Raw genomic sequence first — 15,079 nt, 5'->3', positions numbered from 1 at the left:
GACCGGGCCCCGCGTCGCTCGGCCACCACCTCCGAGCGAATATCCGGGGTCGCCCTTGCAGAAATCCCGTCGAGTCCTTGCGTGCACAGGACGCGAAGCGACGATCCGTGGCATTGTCGGCGACAAGCTCCTGTTGCCCCGTATGCCCTATCTCGCATGCCTCGCGGCCCCTCGAGGGGCATGATCTCGAACAGGGCGGAAAGGTGAACCGTGCCCCCTTTGGGGTACTCGAACGCCCACGTACGCCACCGAGGAGGAGGAAAACCCGTGACCCGCATTGACAGCGTGCGCGCCGCGACCGGCTCGGCGAAGGACAGCGTGCTGCACGCCGCGGAAGTGGTGGCGCCTTACGCCGACACGGCCAAGGACCGGGCCTCGTACTACGCGAACGAGGCACTCGTACGGCTCGCGCCCAAGGTGTCGCTGGCCGCAGAGCAGGCCCGCGTCCAGTACGGCGCCCATCTCGCGCCGCGCCTTGAACAGGCCCGTACGCATGTGCCGCCGAAGGTCGACCAGGCCGCCGTCCGTACCCGGCAGGCGGCCGTGCAGGCCGCCGAGTACACCAGGCCGAGGATCGAGCAGGCGGTGGCCGCGGCCCAGCCTGTACGTGAGGAGGCCGCGTCACGCGGTGTGGCGGCGATCGCCGCGCTGCGTGGACAGATCTCGCCCCAGGAGATCCAGAAACTGGTCCGCAAGCACGAGCGGCGCGCGAAGGCCGGCCGCGTCGCCAAGGGGCTGCTCGTTCTGGGGATTCTTGCGGGCGGTGCCTTCGTCGCCTGGAAGTGGTGGGACAAGCAGGCCAACCCCGACTGGCTGGTCGAGCCGCCCGCCGCGACGGAGGTGCCCGAGACGGGCCGTCTGTCCTCGGTCGACGGCACCGGCCTGTCCGACCTGGACCCCGAGGTCCAGGCCAAGCAGGCCGAGGAGGAGGCGGACCGCGACGACCGCCGCTGACCCCGAACCAGGTGAACAAGCCCTGAGCAAGGGCAACAACATCGCCGTGGGGCAGGAGACTTGAGGGTCTCCTGCCCCACGGCGATGTTTCACGTGGAACCGGCGGAACCGGCGGAACCGGCGGAACCGGCCGAACGGAACCGAACGACGGACCCACGGGCGCGGCACGGAATCAAGCCGATTTAGGCCTTCCGCCACGGTGACGTTTGCAACGACCGATGCTCACAACATCCGCACAGATCCTCTTCACCCTGCGCATTGCCATGATTACGCATATCTGCTTACAGCAGCTCACACGAGGCTCCGACGGCGGCACGGACCGCCCTCGCGCCGCGTCGGCCACGGGTGGGGCACCGTCGACGCCCGCACACAGGCCGATCATTTGCGCAAACAACTGCAACGGCTGCGAAGCCTGCCGCGTGACTCAGGTCACCGAAAAACAAGGACCGGCCAGCCGCCCCGAAGGGCGTCTGACCGGTCCTGGATGTGGAGCCTAGGGGAGTCGAACCCCTGACATCTGCCATGCAAAGACAGCGCTCTACCAACTGAGCTAAGGCCCCGGAAGACAGGCGTCCGGCCGGTGGAATCGGATACCGGAGGGCGCCGCAGACCAGAGTACCGGGTCACCCCCGGGATCTCGCAAAAAGATTAGGGGTCCCCGTGGGCGACCACTCTCCGTAAGATGCTCGACGTGGTTCGCGACAGCGAACCGCCGTATTTGGGGAAGCGATGGGGAGACGCAATGGACGCTGCACAGCAGGAAGCAACCGCAAGAGCCCAAGAGCTGCAGCGGAACTGGTACGGAGAGCCGTTGGGGGCGCTCTTCCGTAGGCTCATCGAGGATCTGGGCCTCAACCAGGCGCGTCTTGCCGGGGTGCTGGGACTTTCCGCGCCCATGCTGTCGCAGCTGATGAGCGGTCAGCGTGCCAAGATCGGCAATCCCGCGGTGGTCCAGCGCGTGCAGCTGTTGCAGGACCTGGCGGGGCAGGTCGCGGACGGCAGCGTCAGCGCCGCCGAGGCGACCGAGCGCATGGACGAGATCAAGAAGTCGCAAGGGGGCTCGGTGCTCAGCAACACCACGCAGTCGACGAGCAGTTCAGGTGCGCCCACGGTGAAGCGGGTGGTCCGCGAGATCCAGTCGCTGCTGCGCTCCGTGGCAGCCGCGGGGGACATCATCGACGCGGCCGACACCCTCGCCCCGACCCACCCGGAACTGGCAGAGTTCCTCCGGGTGTACGGCGCCGGCCGCACCTCCGACGCGGTCGCGCACTACCAGTCGCACCAGGGCTGAGCCGGCGGCCCGGCCGCCGCACACCCGGCGCCGGGGGCTCAGGACGCCGTCCGGCTCCGCACCTCGGGCCGCCGGGCGTCTCAACGGGGGGCCTGCGCCGGACCGACCGCCGAAGGGGAGCGACGCACGACCATGGGTGAGGTCTTCGCCGGACGCTACGAACTGGTCGACCCGATCGGCCACGGGGGAGTCGGTGCGGTCTGGCGCGCCTGGGACCAGCGGCGGCGCCGTTATGTGGCCGCCAAGGTGCTCCAGCAGAGCGACGCGCACGCGCTGCTGCGCTTCGTGCGCGAGCAGGCGCTGCGGATCGATCATCCCCATGTGCTCGCGCCCGCCAGCTGGGCCGCCGACGACGACAAGGTCCTGTTCACCATGGACCTCGTGGCCGGGGGCTCCCTGGTCCACCTGGTCAACGACTACGGCCCGCTGCCACCCGCGTTCGTCTGCACCCTGCTCGACCAGCTCCTCTCGGGAGTCGCCGCGGTACACGCGGAGGGCGTCGTGCACCGTGACATCAAGCCCGCCAACATCCTGCTCGAAGCGACCGGTACGGCCCGTCCACGGCTGCGGCTGTCCGACTTCGGCATCGCGATGCGACTGGGTGAGCCACGGCTGACCGAGACCAACTACGTGGTGGGAACGCCCGGTTACTTCGCTCCCGAGCAGATGATGGGCGCCGAGCCGGACTTCCCCGCCGATCTGTTCGCCGTCGGGCTGGTCGCCCTGTACCTGCTCGAAGGGGCCAGACCCGATGCCAAGGCCCTGATCGAGTACTTCGCGGAGAACGGCACACCGGCCGCTCCCCAGAGCATCCCCGAGCCGCTGTGGCAGGTCGTGGCCACGCTGCTGCAGCCGGACCCCCGGGCACGGTTCCGCACCGCGACCGGGGCACGCAAGGCGCTGGCCTCGGCCGCCGAGCTGCTGCCCGAGCCCGGCCCCGACGACGAGCTGGTCGAGGTCTTCGACCAACTCGGCCCGCTTCCCCCGGGGTTCGGCCCGAAAGGCCCGCTCAGGGCGTCCACGCCAAGCGCCACGGAGAACGCGGCTTCGTGGTCCGGCCCCGCCTCCGACACCGGCACCGAGTCCGCGACCGGCTCCAGCACCACTTCTGACACGGCTCCCGGCGCTGCCTCCGACGCCGGCACCGGTTCCGGCCCCCACGACTCGAGGCCGTGGCGTCACGATTCCGGGGCGCTGTCCCAGAAGCCCGTCTCCGGGGCGGCATGGGCGGATCGTTCCTCCGGGGGCGTATGGCCTGCGTCCGACTCGGGTGGCGTACGACACGAGGCCGCCCCCGGCGCCGTACGACACGAGTCCGCGCCCGGCACCGCAGCACCGCACCCCGCCCCCGACGCCGTGCCACCGCAGCCCGCCGCGAGCGCCGTACCACCGCACCCCGCTCCCGACGCCACACCCCCGCAGCCGTCCGCGATGTCGGACACCGGCAGCTTCCACCTGCCGCCACCGCAGCCACGGCCCCAGTCCTTGTGGCAGCACGATCAGCCCCCCACTCCCCCCACCTCGGTCGTGCTGCCGGTGCCGACCCCCACCCATGCCCTGCCGTTCGACCACACGCCCGTGCAGCCGCCCTCCCCCGTGTGGCCCGCGGATCCGACCGCCGCGACGCGTCAGCACGCGCGGCCCCGCCCCGGACCGCCCGCGAAGGTGGCCGTCCCGGTACTGCTCCTCGCGCTGGCCTGTTTCGCGGTGGGCTTCTGGGCGCTGACCCAGATCTGAGCGCCGGCGCCGTAGGCCCTGTCCCCCCTTGATGGGCCTACCAGCCGCGCGGCGTCGCCCGCCGTCGTGCGGCCACCGTCCACACCCCGAGCGCCAGCACCAGGACGGTCCCGGTGCCGATACCGCCCACGGCGACCAGCTTCATGGTGGTGCCGTCGTCGCTCCCGCCGCTTCCGGCGGGCCCCGTCCCACCCGTGGCCGGCACGGAGTCACCGGTCGCGGAGTCGAACACGCCCTGCGGTACGGCTCGCCCCGCGTACGCCGGGCCGGTCTGCGCGGCGCCGTCCACCCGTACGCGCAGGGTCAGTCCGAACGGCCCGTCGCCGAACTTGTCGGCGACCTGCGCCGCGAGGTGCACGACGAGGTAGTACGAACCGGCGAACCGCATGCCGCTGATCCGGTCGTTGAAGGCGTAGCGGTTGTCGTACTCGACGGGCGGCAGTGGATCCAGTGCGGCCGCCCGCTGGCTGCCGTCGTATCCCGCGCCCGCGTCGGTGACGAGTCCGCGCACGGGGTTGTAGAGGGACATGACGAGAGCCGTGCCCATGAAGCCCGTGAATCCCTCGCCGCCGCTCGAACTGCCGAGTTCGGCGGTGGCGTAGAACTGCTGTCCCCAGTCGACCGGCACCTTGTAGAAGAGCGTCTGCCCGGGGCTGATCTCGTCCTTCCAGACTCCCTGTTCGAGGGCGCCGGCCGTGGTGAACCCCGCGCCGCCCCGGCGTGGCCGTGCGTCCCCCTGGAGGGCCACGGGCGAGGCGGAGTTCCAGGTCTCGGGGGCACTGGTCGAACCCGCCTTCTTCAAACGGGGCTCCGACACATAGCTCAGTTCGAGGTCCCAGGCGTCGGGGGAGGAGGGCGGGGAGGCCGGGGAGACGGGTGCCCCGGTGCGCTCGACGACCACGTAGTACGTTCCGGCCGTCTGGCAGGCGTACTTGCCGGGGCCGATCTCGCGCGACGCCCAGGCGGCGATGGGGTGGGGGCTCTGGGAGGCGCCGAAGTGGGCGGTCGTGGAGGAGGAGCAACTGCCGCTGTTGCCGTCCTGTACGGAGACCTTGACGCCGTCGGAGTAGGCGACCTTGGCGCCGCGCCTGGGGACGGCGGTGGCGGCGACGTACGCGTTGGAGGTGGCGTCGAGCTCCAGGCGGTAGTAGAGCTTGCCGTCCTTGCCGAGGGAACTGCGGTACGTCCCGCCGGGCTCCAGCCGTACGGCGTCCGTGGTGCCCGTGGCGCCCTGGACCGTCGTGGCGTCCTGGGCGAAGGCGTACGGCTTCGGTGTACCGGTCTCGGCTGCCGCGGCGGGCCGCCCGGGCAGGGCCGCCGTCGCGCACAGGACCGTTGCCACGATCGCGAGCGGCCGACCGCGATGCCACCATGCCGTGCGCCGCCCCATCACACGCCACCCCTCGTCGTCGCCCCGGACCGTGGCCCATCCTGCCCCGCCGGCCACGGGGCCACCCCCGCTATCCGTACAAGCGGCCGAAACGACCCGCCCGAAGGCCGATACCTTCGCTTACGCAATCAATTCGTTCGCTGAAGCGAATTCAGGGCGAGTCGGGGCAATACAAAACCCCGACCGCGAAGGCGGCCGGGGTCTGATCTGAGACTGGTGTCGATTCTCACGAACCCGTGGGCACGGAGTCAGTCGCCTCCGTCCACAGATCCTGCTCGGCGCGATCCGCCTGGATCTGGCGGTACACGAGGAGCCCGCCGATGGCGGCCAGTGCGACCAGGAGAAGCTTCTTCACCGCGCGACCTCGTCTTTCGTTGACGTAGGGGACCTCTGGCGCCCGACTATACACACCGACCGATATCGATCGGTGACCTGCATCGACCCCCAACTGCCGCCCGGCTGAGAGCAGTAGGAGCGGATCCGGCCGCTCCGACCACGGTCGTATCGCAGGGTGATCACACCTCGCACACAGTGACTTTCTGCACCCTCTCGCACCTTTCGGGCACTTTTCCGACCTCTTGCGTCCATCCGAGTGGTGTTGATCTGAACATCAACGCGCCACGGGCGTCGGTCCACCACTTCGCGGCCCACATACACATCATGAGGAAAGTACGCAAATCGCCTGACCCGAAAGTGAGGGGCCATGACCCAGAACAAGGTCATGAAGCTGTGGACCGCCATCGTCACCGCCTTCGTCGCGCTGTGCACGGCGCTCGGTTTCATCACGACCACCGCGGCCGCGGCGGTACCGCAGGCCGAAGCGACGCGCAACAGCACGATCTCCGCGACAGTGCCGACCCTCACTCCCTGGGCCGGTCCATACAGCCGGGCCTTGCCCCCCACGATGAAGCAACGCATCCGCGCCGAGGCCCACGGCTCCTCACCGAGCTGCCGGCACCGCCCGCCGACCGACGCCACCGAGATCGACCCCGCCGACCTCGCGTCGCTCTACGCCCCTGAGGCCCCCACCGAGCCCGAGACCCCCTTGCAGCGCTGACCGGCGCGGCTCCGCCTCATCCCAGCCCCTCTCCCCCGACGTAGCGGCGAACTTGCGTACACCGCACTCACGGATCCGAAGACCCGGCACCTCGAAAGAGCTGCCGGGCCTTCGCCATGTCCGCCACCTCGCCATGTCCGGCGTACCGGCGCCGCTCGACAGTCGTCAGGAACGCCCCCGGTGGCCTCGGATCCGGGCCCCTCCGGTAGCGTCCCGTGCCGTCTTCACAGGACCACCAGGTCAGGAGGCAGTACATGGCGCCAGTGATCTCGAACCGCGGGCCGTCACGGTCCGCGAACCCGGCCCAGCGGCTGGCGTTCTCCGTCCTGTTCGCACTGATCGGGGCCGGGCTGACTGCGTTCGGGCTCTACCAGGCAGGCCACGCCGTGGGCCTGCTGGGCGAGCCCGGCACGCTCACGGTCGCGTCCTGCGCACGGGTCGGTCAGCCGAAGCCCGAGATCCGGTGCACCGGCTCCTTCCGGTCGGACGACGGCCGCTCCACGGACCCAGCGGCACGCTTCACCGTGAACCCGTCCTTGGCCTCGGGGCAGACCACCCGCCTGGACCGGGTCGACGCCGGCTCCTACGTACGGATCAGCCCAGCCGGCACCGAGGAGTACGCGGCATTGACGCTGTTCGGCATGGCGCTGTTCGTCTTCGCGGGGTCCGGGTTCGCATCCCGGGCGAACTCCACCGGCCGCCCCGAACTCCGCGCGGGCCCCGTCGGCCGCGTAGGGCTCCGACTCGGTCAGGCGGGGATCGTCCTGCTGCTGGGTGCGGCGCTCTGCGCGGTCATCGCTTTCCTGAGCCCACGCTGATGTCGGCCGCAGATGCCAAAAACCCCCGGGTGTGATCACCCGGGGGTTTTCTGGTTGGTGGGGCTAACAGGATTTGAACCTGTGGCCTCATCCTTATCAGGGATGCGCTCTAACCAACTGAGCTATAGCCCCGCCGCGCTTTGCGGTGTGTGTCCCGCGCGCTGACCTCTGAAGATTAGCGCACGACGCGGCCAGTCCCAAAATCGGTATCCCAGGCCTCCTGGCCGGGCCCGACGAGCTGCTGTTACTCGTCCTCGGCGAGGGTCAGTTCAATACCGCCGACGAAGCCCGCGGAGAGGTTGTAGATGAACGAGCCGAGCGTCGCGAGCGCCGTGGCGAGCACGACGTCGATGACCGCGATGATCGACGTGAACATCAGGACGTGCGGCAGGGAGAGGAACGACTGCAGGTCGAAGCCGTTCGACTCGTTCGAACCCGTCGCCTCGGAAATCGTGCCGCCGACCGTCGAGAAGACGCCCATCGCGTCCAGGACCATCCACAGCACCGCCGCCGCCACGATCGTGCAGATGCCGAGCGCGATGGAGAGCAGGAAGCTGACCTTCATCACCGACCAGGGGTCGGTCTTGGCCACCCGCAGCCGCGCCTTGCGGGTACGGGGCGCGGTGCGCGCTCCGGTCCGCGGCCGGCGTACGGCGCCGGACGGCGTCTGAGCCGGGTACGCCTGCGGCGGGTGGTACGGCTGCGCGGGCTGCTGCGGCTGCCGTTCCCCCGGCAGCGCTGAGGCCGCCTCGGGTGCGGCCCCGGCAGGGGCCGCCGAAGCGGTCGAAGGAGCCCCCGGTGGGGGCGCCGAAGCGGGCGCCGCACCGGGCGTGGCCTTGGTCTTTGCCGGACCGGCCGCCGCCGGGCCCGCTCCGGCCGCGTACTGCTGGGCCTGCGGGCCTCGGGTGTCCGTCACAGTTCCCCCCTGGGATCCATGAGAGTCATGGGAGTCAGTCGTCTCCGCGGCGGAGCCACGGCCGCCGTCCGTATCCGTACCGGTCGATCCGGCGCCCGTGGCTCCGCTCACGATGACTCACTCCTCGCGCTACTCGGGCGAGGACTGCTCGCCCTCGTCCGTACCGACGACCTCGACGCCCTCGGCGGTCTCGTCCTCGGCGATCTCGCCGTCGACTTCCTCCGCCTCGCGACCGGCCTCGGCGTTACGAGCGATGCCGACCACGGCATCGCGCTTGCCCAGGTTGATCAGTTGGACACCCATGGTGTCACGGCCCGTCTCCCTGACCTCGTTGACTCGCGTGCGAATCACACCGCCGGACAGGGTGATGGCGAGGATCTCGTCCGTCTCCTCGACCACCAGCGCGCCGACGAGGGACCCGCGGTCCTCGACGATCTTGGCGGCCTTGATACCGAGGCCACCACGACCCTGAACGCGGTACTCGTCAACAGCGGTCCGCTTCGCGTACCCGCCGTCCGTAGCAGTGAACACGAACGTACCGGGTCGAACAACATTCATCGAGAGCAGCTCGTCGCCCTCGCGGAAACTCATCCCCTTGACGCCCGAGGTCGCACGGCCCATGGGCCGCAGGGCGTCGTCCGTCGCCGTGAACCTGATCGACTGCGCCTTCTTACTGATCAGCAGCAGATCGTCCTCGGCCGATACGAGTTCGGCTCCGATCAGTTCGTCGTCGGAACCGTCCTCCGTCTCGCGCAGATTGATCGCGATGACACCGCCGGAGCGCGGGGAATCGTAATCCTTCAGAGGCGTCTTCTTCACGAGGCCGCCCTTGGTGGCCAGCACCAGGTAAGGCACCGCCTCGTAGTCACGGATCGCGAGGATCTCGGCGATCGCCTCGTCCGGCTGGAAGGCCAGCAGGTTCGCGACGTGCTGTCCACGCGCGTCACGCCCGGCGTCCGGGAGTTCGTACGCCTTCGCGCGGTAGACGCGGCCCTTGTTGGTGAAGAACAGCAGCCAGTGGTGCGTGGTCGACACGAAGAAGTGGTCGACGATGTCGTCCTGCTTCAGCTTCGCGCCGCGTACGCCCTTGCCGCCCCGCTTCTGGGAGCGGTAGTCCTCGGTCTTGGTCCGCTTGATGTAGCCGCCACGCGTGATGGTGACGACGATGTCCTCTTCGGCGATCAGGTCCTCGATGGACATGTCACCGTCGAAGGGAACCAGCTTGGAGCGACGGTCCTCGCCGAACTTGTCGACGATCGCCGTGAGTTCCTCGCTGATGATGGAGCGCTGGCGCTCCGGCGAGGCGAGGATCGCGTTGTACTCGGTGATCTTCGCCTGGAGCTCGTCGTGCTCCTGGATGATCTTCTGACGCTCCAGGGCGGCCAGTCGGCGCAGCTGCATCTCGAGGATGGCGTTCGCCTGGATCTCGTCGATCTCCAGGAGGCCCATCAGGCCTTCGCGCGCGATCTCGACGGTGTCACTGCGCCGGATCAGCGCGATGACCTCGTCGATGGCGTCCAGGGCCTTCAGGAGGCCACGCAGGATGTGCGCGCGCTCCTCGGCCTTGCGCAGCCTGAAGCGCGTACGACGGACGATGACCTCGATCTGGTGCGTCACCCAGTGGCGGATGAACGCGTCGAGCGACAGCGTGCGCGGAACGCCGTCCACCAGCGCCAGCATGTTGGCGCCGAAGTTCGACTGCAGATCGGTGTGCTTGTAGAGGTTGTTCAGTACGACCTTGGCGACCGCGTCGCGCTTCAGGACGATGACCAGCCGCTGGCCCGTACGGGACGAGGTCTCGTCACGGACGTCCGCGATGCCGCCGACCTTGCCGTCCTTCACCAGGTCGGCGATCTTCTGCGCGAGGTTGTCGGGGTTGGTCTGGTAGGGGAGCTCCGTGACCACCAGGCACTGGCGGTTCTGGATCTCCTCGACCTCGACGACCGCGCGCATCGTGATGGAGCCACGGCCCGTGCGGTACGCCTCCTCGATGCCCTTTCGGCCCACTACAAGGGCGCCGGTCGGGAAATCGGGGCCCTTGATGCGCTCGATCAGGGCGTCGAGCAGCTCCTCGTGGCTGGCCTCGGGGTTCTCGAGGTACCACTGGGCGCCGGCCGCGACCTCACGGAGGTTGTGCGGCGGGATGTTGGTGGCCATGCCGACCGCGATGCCCGCCGAGCCGTTGATCAGCAGGTTCGGGAACCTGGCCGGCAGAACCGTCGGCTCCTGGTTGCGGCCGTCGTAGTTGTCCGTGAAGTCGACGGTCTCCTCGTCGATGTCACGGACCATCTCCATGGACAGCGGCGCCATCTTGCACTCGGTGTAGCGCATGGCGGCCGCGGGGTCGTTGCCCGGAGAGCCGAAGTTGCCGTTGGAGTCCACCAGCGGCATCCGCATCGACCACGGCTGCGCGAGGCGGACCAGCGCGTCGTAGATCGAGGAGTCGCCGTGCGGGTGGTAGGTGCCCATGACGTCGCCGACGACGCGGGCGCACTTGTAGAAGCCCTTCTCGGGCCGGTAGCCGCCGTCGTACATGGCGTACAGGACGCGGCGGTGGACGGGCTTGAGGCCGTCCCGGACATCGGGCAGCGCGCGCGACACGATGACGGACATCGCGTAGTCGAGATACGAGCGCTGCATCTCCGTCTCGAGCCCGACGGGCTCGACGCGCAGGGTGATCTCGCCGCCGTCTTCAGGCGTGCTCGGAGTGTTCTCGTCGGCCATTGCTGGTGAAGATCCTTTCTGCTGCGGTCAGCTGAGACCGACTCAGATGTCGAGGAAGCGGACGTCCTTGGCATTGCGCTGGATGAACGCGCGGCGGGCCTCGACGTCCTCGCCCATGAGGACCGAGAACAGGTCGTCGGCCTGGGCGGCGTCGTCGAGCGTGACCTGGCCGAGGACCCGGTGCTCCTGGTCCATGGTCGTGATCCGCAGCTCCTCGGCGTTCATCTCGCCGAGGCCCTTGAAGCGCTGGACCGAGTCGTCACGGATGCGCTTGCCGGCCTGCTTGCCCAGCTCGATCAGCGCGTCGCGCTCACGGTCCGAGTACGCGTACTCGAAGTCGTCCCGGCCCCACTTGATCTTGTACAGCGGGGGCCGCGACAGGAACACGTGCCCGGCCTCGACCAGCGGCCGCATGAAGCGGAACAGGAAGGTCAGCAGCAGGGTGTTGATGTGCTGGCCGTCGACGTCGGCGTCCGCCATCAGGATGATCTTGTGATAGCGGAGCTTCTCGATGTCGAAGTCCTCGTGGACCCCGGTACCGAAGGCCGAGATCAGCGCCTGGATCTCCTGGTTCTGCAGGATCTTGTCGATCCGCGCCTTCTCGACGTTGAGGATCTTGCCTCGGATCGGGAGGATCGCCTGGTACTGCGGGTTGCGGCCGGACTTGGCCGAGCCACCGGCGGAGTCACCCTCGACGATGAAGATCTCGCACTTGGTGGGGTCGTTCGACTGGCAGTCGGACAGCTTGCCCGGCAGGGAGGCCGTCTCCAGGAGGCCCTTGCGGCGGGTGAGGTCGCGGGCCTTGCGGGCCGCCACGCGCGCGGTGGCCGCCTGGATGGACTTGCGGACGATGTCCGCGGCCTCGTTCGGGTTGCGGTCCAGCCAGTCGTTGAGGTGCTCGTAGACGGCCTTCTGGACGAAGGTCTTCGCCTCCGTGTTGCCCAGCTTGGTCTTCGTCTGGCCCTCGAACTGCGGCTCGCTCAGCTTCACCGAGATGATCGCGGTCAGACCCTCGCGGATGTCGTCACCGGTGAGGTTGTCGTCCTTCTCGCGCAGCAGCTTCTTGTCGCGCGCGTACTTGTTGATCAGCGAGGTCAGCGCCGCCCGGAAGCCCTCCTCGTGCGTACCGCCCTCGTGGGTGTGGATGATGTTGGCGAAGGAGTACACGCCCTCGCTGTAGCCGCTGTTCCACTGCATCGCGACCTCGAGGGACAGGCTCTTGTCCTTGTCCTCGGCCTCGAGATCGATGACGGTGGGGTGCACCACGTCTCCCTTGCGGGAGTTGAGGTACTTCACGAAGTCGACGATGCCGCCCTCGTAGTGGTACGTGACGGTCTTGACCTCGGCCTTCTCGTCCGCACCCGCCTCGTCCGCACCGGCCGTGGCCTTCGCCGACTCGCGCTCATCAGTGAGTTTGATCGTCAAACCCTTGTTGAGGAACGCCATCTCCTGGAAGCGCCGCGAGAGCGTCTCGAAGGAGTACTCGGTCGTCTCGAAGATGTCGCCGTCGGCCCAGAAGGTGACCGAGGTGCCGGTCTCCTCGGTGGCCTCGTGCTCGACGAGAGGGGCGGTCGGGACGCCCATCTTGTACTCCTGCGTCCAGCGCCGTCCGTCGGTCTTGACCTCGACGGAGACCTTGCTCGACAGGGCGTTCACGACGGAGACGCCGACGCCATGCAGACCGCCGGAGACCGCGTAGCCGCCGCCGCCGAACTTACCGCCCGCGTGCAGGACCGTCAGCACGACCTCGAGGGCCGGCTTCCCTTCGGAGGGAACGATGCCCACGGGGATGCCGCGGCCGTTGTCCACGACACGCACGCCGCCGTCGGCGAGGATCGTGATGTCGATCGTGTCCGCGTGGCCGGCCAGCGCCTCGTCGACGGAGTTGTCGACGACCTCGTACACGAGGTGGTGCAGTCCGCGCTCGCCGGTCGAGCCGATGTACATACCGGGTCGCTTGCGAACCGCGTCCAGACCCTCGAGGACGGTGATGGCGCTGGCGTCGTACGAGGCTGTGACCTCGCCGTTCGAGGTCGTGGCCTCGGCGTTGTCGCCGGCGTCGGTGGACGGGGTGTTCTCGTTGGGGTTGCCGGAATCGGCCACGAAGCGCCCTTTCTGGCACAGCACAAGCCAAGCTCGTCGGCGGGTTGCCGGAGCGGCTGCGGCACGTTGCGTTGGTAAGCCTTGATCAGCGTTGCTCAGCTTTTCCCGGACGGTCCCCGCAAGCGGGGCGGGATTAGCTTCCAGTCTACCGGTAGCGCCGACAGTGATGGGGGTTTGCCGGTACCTGAGTCCGCATGTGCCGCCCTGAACCGGTCTCTCCCGACTCCCCATATGTGGACCCGGGCTCAAAGAGGCTTACAGCGGCACTCAGCGCTTCCGGGTGTCAACCCTTGGCTACCGCGGAGTCAGGTCGGTGTTCGCAACCGCGTGCACTCCCGCGCAGGGGCCGCTCGATGTGGCCTCTGTCACCCGTAGGTGTCGCCGGGACCCGTGCTTCCAGGGGCGCGCAAGGGGCCGAAGCGGCGCGCGGGACCATGGGGGCCCTGCACCTTGATCAGTCGCACCGTGCCGTGCCCGAGATCCTGGTTCAGCCGCGCGACCACCTGCGGGGCGAGCAGCCGCAACTGGGTGGCCCAGGCGGTCGAGTCGCACTGCACGGTCAGCACCCGCTCGGCAGGGTCGTCGTCATACTTCAGCGGGACGCAGTGCTTGGCCAGGTCCTCGCCGACGATCTGCGGCCAGCGGCCCATCACACCGCCCACCGCGGCCGGGGTCTCCCAGCCGCGCTCGGTGAGCAGCCGGTTGATCGCGGCGCCGAGCGCCATCGGATCGCGCCCGTCGGCGCGCGCGCCGGAGCGCAGGCCGCCGCGCCGCGCCTGTTTCTTCTGCTGCGCCGCGTCCCCCCGCGCGCGTGCCTGCTCCTTCGCGGCGCGCAACGCCACGCGCGCGAGGTCGACACCGGAGTGCTCGGGGGTCTTCTTGGAGGCCGTTTCCGGGCCCTTCTCCGGAGTTCCCTCGGAGGCGGCCGATCCGCCGGGTGTGTTCTCCGTCATACCCGCTCCACCGTGCCCTCGGAGACGGCGTACCGCGCCCCCGTCAGTACGTCCGGTACGTCGTCGTCGACCGCGGCCGTCACGAGGACCTGCTCGCCGGGAGCGACGAGTTCGGCGAGGCGCTCCCTTCTGCGGCTGTCCAACTCGGCGAAGACGTCGTCGAGGACCAGCACCGGTTCATTGCCCTCGGCCCTCAGGAGGTCGTACGAGGCCAGGCGCAGCGCCAGCGCGTACGACCAGGACTCGCCGTGGGAGGCGTATCCCTTGGCGGGCAGCTGACCGAGTTTGAGAACCAGATCGTCCCGATGGGGTCCTACGAGGGTCACGCCCCGCTCGATCTCCTGCTTGCGGACCTCGGCGAGCGCCGCCATCACCTGCTCGTACAGGTCCTCGCGGGTGTGCGCCTCGCCGGGCGCGGACGGCTTGTACTCCAGGGCGACGGGTCCGCCACCGGGGGCCAGCTGCTCGTACGCCTTGTCGGCCAGCGGCTGGATCGCGGCGACCAGGTCGAGCCGCTGGGCCAGCAGCTCGGCGCCCACGCGCGCGAGGTGCTGGTCCCACACGTCGAGCGTGGAGAGGTCCATGGTGCGACCGCCGTGACGGCGGGCCAGCGCGGCCGACTTCAGGAGGGTGTTGCGCTGCTTGAGGACCCGCTCGTAGTCGGAGCGGACGCCCGCCATCCGCGGGGAGCGGGCGGTGATCAGCTCGTCCAGGAAACGGCGCCGCTCACCGGGGTCGCCCTTGATCAGCGCGAGATCCTCGGGCGCGAACAGCACGGTCCGCACGATGCCGAGCACATCACGGGGTCTGACCTGCGAGGACCTGTTGATGCGGGCACGGTTGGCCTTGCCGGGGTTCAGCTCCAGCTCGACGAGCTGCTGGCGCTCGCCCTGGCGGACATTGGCCCGGATGATCGCCCGGTCGGCACCCATGCGCACCAGCGGCGCGTCGGAGGAGACGCGGTGGCTGCCGAGGGTCGCGAGATAGCCGACCGCCTCGACCAGATTCGTCTTGCCCTGTCCGTTGGGGCCCACGAACGCGGTGACGCCCGGGTCGAGCGGGACCTCGACCCGGACGTACGAGCGGAAGTCGGCCAGCGACAGATGCGTGACGTGCATGGTCGTTCGCCGACCTCC

Annotated in this window: 12 protein-coding genes and 2 tRNA genes; 5 read left to right on the top strand and 9 right to left on the bottom strand. The window is 69.1% G+C overall.

The genetic code is table 11. The features are described from left to right. Nucleotides 1-267 precede the first annotated feature (267 nt). Entirely contained in the window at nucleotides 268-954 is a 687-nt protein-coding gene (locus FNV62_RS26515; protein ID WP_054236416.1) for a DUF5324 family protein, read from the top strand. 487 nt (nucleotides 955-1,441) lie between these two features. Here the strand turns inward: FNV62_RS26515 and FNV62_RS26510 are convergent. Further along, nucleotides 1,442-1,514, bottom strand: a tRNA-Ala gene (locus tag FNV62_RS26510). A gap of 182 nt (nucleotides 1,515-1,696) precedes the next feature. Here FNV62_RS26510 and FNV62_RS26505 point away from each other — a divergent pair. Then, nucleotides 1,697-2,245: a transcriptional regulator gene (locus FNV62_RS26505; protein ID WP_054236417.1), complete on the top strand. Its 549-nt coding sequence runs from the start codon at nucleotides 1,697-1,699 to the stop codon at nucleotides 2,243-2,245. Between the two features lie 132 nt (nucleotides 2,246-2,377). Then, on the top strand, nucleotides 2,378-3,982 hold the full coding sequence (locus FNV62_RS26500; RefSeq protein WP_144315674.1) for a serine/threonine-protein kinase: 1,605 nt from the start codon (nucleotides 2,378-2,380) through the stop codon (nucleotides 3,980-3,982). Nucleotides 3,983-4,019: 37 nt separating this feature from the next. On the opposite strand, the gene FNV62_RS26495 is transcribed toward FNV62_RS26500, so the two are convergent. After that, on the bottom strand, nucleotides 4,020-5,324 hold the full coding sequence (locus tag FNV62_RS26495) for a hypothetical protein (protein WP_225900377.1): 1,305 nt from the start codon (nucleotides 5,322-5,324) through the stop codon (nucleotides 4,020-4,022). Between the two features lie 274 nt (nucleotides 5,325-5,598). Further along, nucleotides 5,599-5,727 carry a DLW-39 family protein gene (locus FNV62_RS55825; protein ID WP_003999697.1) on the bottom strand — a complete coding sequence of 43 codons (129 nt, stop codon included), beginning with the start codon at nucleotides 5,725-5,727 and terminating at the stop codon, nucleotides 5,599-5,601. Between the two features lie 348 nt (nucleotides 5,728-6,075). Between FNV62_RS55825 and FNV62_RS26485 the strand changes: the two genes are divergently transcribed. Both FNV62_RS26485 and FNV62_RS26480 read left to right on the top strand, forming a co-directional pair. After that, nucleotides 6,076-6,429 carry a DUF6344 domain-containing protein gene (locus FNV62_RS26485; protein ID WP_054236419.1) on the top strand — a complete coding sequence of 118 codons (354 nt, stop codon included), beginning with the start codon at nucleotides 6,076-6,078 and terminating at the stop codon, nucleotides 6,427-6,429. A gap of 254 nt (nucleotides 6,430-6,683) precedes the next feature. After that, nucleotides 6,684-7,247 (top strand): hypothetical protein, encoded by a 564-nt coding sequence (locus tag FNV62_RS26480; RefSeq protein ID WP_143608699.1) that lies wholly within the window; start codon nucleotides 6,684-6,686, stop codon nucleotides 7,245-7,247. Nucleotides 7,248-7,302: 55 nt separating this feature from the next. Here FNV62_RS26480 and FNV62_RS26475 read toward each other — a convergent pair. The 6 genes from FNV62_RS26475 to recF all read right to left on the bottom strand — a co-directional run bounded on the left by FNV62_RS26475 (nucleotide 7,303) and on the right by recF (nucleotide 15,061). Continuing rightward, nucleotides 7,303-7,379: transfer RNA gene (locus FNV62_RS26475), tRNA-Ile, on the bottom strand. A gap of 112 nt (nucleotides 7,380-7,491) precedes the next feature. Beyond that, nucleotides 7,492-8,274 carry a DUF3566 domain-containing protein gene (locus FNV62_RS26470; protein WP_097285449.1) on the bottom strand — a complete coding sequence of 261 codons (783 nt, stop codon included), beginning with the start codon at nucleotides 8,272-8,274 and terminating at the stop codon, nucleotides 7,492-7,494. A gap of 18 nt (nucleotides 8,275-8,292) precedes the next feature. Then, nucleotides 8,293-10,887, bottom strand: coding sequence for a DNA gyrase subunit A (gene gyrA / locus FNV62_RS26465; protein ID WP_097285448.1), 2,595 nt, complete (start codon nucleotides 10,885-10,887; stop codon nucleotides 8,293-8,295). Nucleotides 10,888-10,929: 42 nt separating this feature from the next. After that, nucleotides 10,930-12,990 carry a DNA topoisomerase (ATP-hydrolyzing) subunit B gene (gene gyrB / locus FNV62_RS26460; RefSeq protein ID WP_179858223.1) on the bottom strand — a complete coding sequence of 687 codons (2,061 nt, stop codon included), beginning with the start codon at nucleotides 12,988-12,990 and terminating at the stop codon, nucleotides 10,930-10,932. Between the two features lie 365 nt (nucleotides 12,991-13,355). Beyond that, nucleotides 13,356-13,943 (bottom strand): DUF721 domain-containing protein, encoded by a 588-nt coding sequence (locus FNV62_RS26455; protein ID WP_054236424.1) that lies wholly within the window; start codon nucleotides 13,941-13,943, stop codon nucleotides 13,356-13,358. After that, nucleotides 13,940-15,061 carry a DNA replication/repair protein RecF gene (recF, locus tag FNV62_RS26450; protein ID WP_143627284.1) on the bottom strand — a complete coding sequence of 374 codons (1,122 nt, stop codon included), beginning with the start codon at nucleotides 15,059-15,061 and terminating at the stop codon, nucleotides 13,940-13,942. Before recF ends, FNV62_RS26455 begins: the two co-directional genes overlap by 4 nt. Between the last annotated feature and the right edge of the window lie 18 nt (nucleotides 15,062-15,079).

This window comes from Streptomyces sp. RLB3-17, from assembly GCF_007113425.2.
GTDB classification, from domain to species: domain Bacteria; phylum Actinomycetota; class Actinomycetes; order Streptomycetales; family Streptomycetaceae; genus Streptomyces; species Streptomyces mirabilis_D.
This window is presented reverse-complemented; position numbering and strand designations above follow the sequence as displayed.

Excerpts from the sequence above, each read along its gene's own strand:
- FNV62_RS26505 (WP_054236417.1), top strand. The coding sequence starts at position 1,697 with ATGGACGCTGCACAGCAGGAAGCAACCGCAAGAGCCCAAGAGCTGCAG.
- FNV62_RS26500 (WP_144315674.1), top strand. The coding sequence starts at position 2,378 with ATGGGTGAGGTCTTCGCCGGACGCTACGAACTGGTCGACCCGATCGGC.
- FNV62_RS26485 (WP_054236419.1), top strand. The coding sequence starts at position 6,076 with ATGACCCAGAACAAGGTCATGAAGCTGTGGACCGCCATCGTCACCGCC.
- FNV62_RS26480 (WP_143608699.1), top strand. The coding sequence starts at position 6,684 with ATGGCGCCAGTGATCTCGAACCGCGGGCCGTCACGGTCCGCGAACCCG.
- gyrA (WP_097285448.1), bottom strand. The coding sequence starts at position 10,887 with ATGGCCGACGAGAACACTCCGAGCACGCCTGAAGACGGCGGCGAGATC.
- FNV62_RS26455 (WP_054236424.1), bottom strand. The coding sequence starts at position 13,943 with ATGACGGAGAACACACCCGGCGGATCGGCCGCCTCCGAGGGAACTCCG.
- recF (WP_143627284.1), bottom strand. The coding sequence starts at position 15,061 with ATGCACGTCACGCATCTGTCGCTGGCCGACTTCCGCTCGTACGTCCGG.